Annotated in this window: 2 protein-coding genes; both read left to right on the top strand. The window is 36.2% G+C overall.

Features of this window, described 5'->3' with window-relative positions; genetic code table 11:
- The first annotated feature begins 439 nt into the window (after positions 1 to 439).
- On the top strand, positions 440 to 1,945 hold the full coding sequence (gene istA, locus PZE06_RS25555) for an IS21 family transposase (RefSeq protein WP_137744925.1): 1,506 nt from the start codon (positions 440 to 442) through the stop codon (positions 1,943 to 1,945).
- A complete protein-coding gene (gene istB, locus PZE06_RS25560) occupies positions 1,942 to 2,661 on the top strand; it encodes an IS21-like element helper ATPase IstB (protein WP_095314893.1) in 720 nt (239 codons plus the stop codon). The genes istA and istB overlap by 4 nt, the downstream gene beginning before the upstream one ends.
- Positions 2,662 to 2,868 lie beyond the last annotated feature (207 nt).

Raw genomic sequence — 2,868 nt, forward strand, 5'->3', positions numbered from 1 at the left:
GTTGTTTAAATTCTTCGGTAAATGTTCGACGTACTTTTCTTGTCATGTAGATTCTCCTCATAACTGATTAGTATAGTTCATTCTACTTGACCTTAAAATTTCTGTCTAACTAAGTGTAGCCGATCCACTTATTTCATTCATTTAACAAAAAAACACTCATTCTAAATCCCTTATTCTACTATCTGGTATTTTAGCATTTATCGTTTAGAATAAAAAATTTCTTAAATACTCTTCTTTTCAGTGCTGATAATTCTTTAATATCTTTTGAACAATATAATTTTCCAATAAATGTCTATGGCATCATAAAAATGTAGGTTATGGCATTTAATTTATGCAGTGCCTGGAAGGTACTGCATAAATTAAAAAAACCACTTGTCAACATTCCAAAATACACATACACTTCCTGTTGGGACAAACAAGCGCAGGAGGTATTAAGGAGATGTTGGCAGTGGCCGAAATTAATTATATCAGACATGAGGCTGTCGAAAAAGATAGTAGTTATTCAACAATAGCGAAAAAAATTGGAAGAGATCCTAGAACCGTAAAAAAGTATGCCGAAAAAGAGGATTTTAGTCCTGAAGTGAAAGTGAAACAAAACAGACCTTCACCCATCATGGATTCAGTTAAGCATATCGTAGATGAGTGGATTTTAGAGGACTTTAAGCAAAAAAAGAAGTTTCGTAGAACCGCAAAGCGGATGTGGGAACAGCTAAAAGAAGAAGTTGATTTTAAGGGATCTGATCGAACGATTAGAAATTATGTTTCGAACAGAAAGAAAGAGTTATTAAATGAATCTAGTCAAGCCGCTCTACCACTTGAATCTAAGCTGGGTACAGCACAGGTTGATTTTGGGGAAGCACCATTTAAATATCAAGGAGAGGACATTGTGCTCCCCTATCTAGTCTTATCTTTTCCTTATAGTAATGCTTTTTATTTTCAGGTGTTTCCTTCACAAAATAGAGAGTGCTTCCTAGAAGGACTGAAGCGAATTTTTCATCATATGGGTGGAGTTCCAAAAACAATCAGGTTTGATAATCTATCCCCTGCCGTAAAAAAAGTACTGCCAAATGGAGAACGGCAGCTAACAGAGGAGTTTCAAAACTTCGTTCTTCACTATGGTTTTAAATGCGAGTTTTGTAATCCGAATAGTGGCAACGAAAAAGGGCATGTGGAAGCTATGGTCAAATATGTGAGGAATAATTTCTTACTACCAGGTCTACATGTATTTGATATAGATCAACTTAACGAGAAGTTATGGGACAAAGCTGAAAGAGACCGTGAACGTAAGCACTATGAGAAAGAAACCTTTATTTCTACATTGTTTGAAGAGGATCAAAAAGCTTGTTTTGTTCTTCCAGGGAAAGAGTATCAATGTGTAAGGTATGAAACCGTCAAGGCGGATAAGTATGGTTATATAAGGGTAGAGAAGAACCTCTATTCAACCTCTCCGAGGTATGCGCTAAGTAAGGTTCTCGTAAAAATCTCATATAATACGATTGAAATACTCACAGACGACAATCAGCTGGTGGTTAGTCACTCTCGATTATACGGTCAATATAGAAAGTCTATGAAATGGCAGCCATACTTAAACCTAATGGCCAAACGTCCTTTGGCACTTAAATATACGAGTTTCTATGAGCAACTTCCAACAGAATGGCAAGAGTATTTCAATTCATGTACAGCTGCGGAAAAACCAGAGGCTCTTAAACTACTAGCAATGGTATTGAAAGAACATGATTTTAGTAGAATTACGGAGGCACTTATAATCGCTTCTGAGCATGGCCATCCATCTGTTGAATCCATTAAACAGGTGTTTTATCAACTGATAAATGGACGGGGAATCCGTTCGGAAATACACCCCAATCGACCATTGCCAGAAATGCCGAAGGCTATTCGAGGTTTAGATCATTATGATCAGCTTATGAAAGGAGTTGATCTACAATGAATGGTCAGATTCTAGAATATGCCAAGCGGTTGAAATTAAGCTGGATCAGAGAACATTATCATGAAGTGGAAGCAAAGACGAATGAGGATTTCTTACTAGAGTTATTTAGAAGAGAAGTTGAGCAACGAGAGGAACGGAAGACGAATCTATTACTGACACAAGCGACGCTTCCTAAAACAAAAGGAAATCCTTTTGATTGGAAAGATATATTATTAACTCAAGGGCTCAGTAAAGAGGATTTATTAAATGGTGCATTTCTGGAACGGCAGGAAAATTTAATTTTCTATGGAGGAGTGGGCACAGGTAAAACTTACTTAGCCACCATTATTGGATTGAATGCCGTACAAAAGTTTGGAAAGTCCATCAAATTTTATACAGTAGCCTCATTAGTCAATCGATTACTAGAGGCAAATGAAAAAGGAACACTAAATAAGCTCTTTAAACAAATAGAGAAACTTGATTTATTGATCTTGGATGAACTAGGGTATATTCCTCTCCATAAACAAGGAGCAGAATTATTATTTCAGGTTATTGCGATGTGTTATGAAGCGAAGAGCATTATCATTACAACAAATCTTCAGTTCGGTCAATGGAATCACGTTTTCGGAGATCCGATTGTAACGGAAGCAGTCATTGATCGATTAATTCATCACTCGCATTTAATCGTGTTTAACGGGGATAGCCACCGTTACAAAGAATCAATTATACAAGGTTAATTCTATGCGTTGGCAAGTGGTACATTTTTAAATGCCGTTTAATACATTTTTTGCTTGCCAAATACACAATAAATTTATTATGGGAGTGTAATATTAACTGTGTAAGTGAGGAATGCGTACGATTCCTTACTCACACAGTTTTTTATTTGATAGAATCATAAGTATAAAGCTAAAGGAGTGATTTCGGTGGGGAAATTGAAAAGAGAT

The sequence above is a fragment of the Robertmurraya sp. DFI.2.37 genome (assembly GCF_029211245.1).
GTDB lineage: Bacteria > Bacillota > Bacilli > Bacillales > Cytobacillaceae > Robertmurraya > Robertmurraya methanolica_A.

Excerpts from the sequence above, each read along its gene's own strand:
- istB (WP_095314893.1), top strand. The coding sequence starts at position 1,942 with ATGAATGGTCAGATTCTAGAATATGCCAAGCGGTTGAAATTAAGCTGG.
- istA (WP_137744925.1), top strand. The coding sequence starts at position 440 with ATGTTGGCAGTGGCCGAAATTAATTATATCAGACATGAGGCTGTCGAA.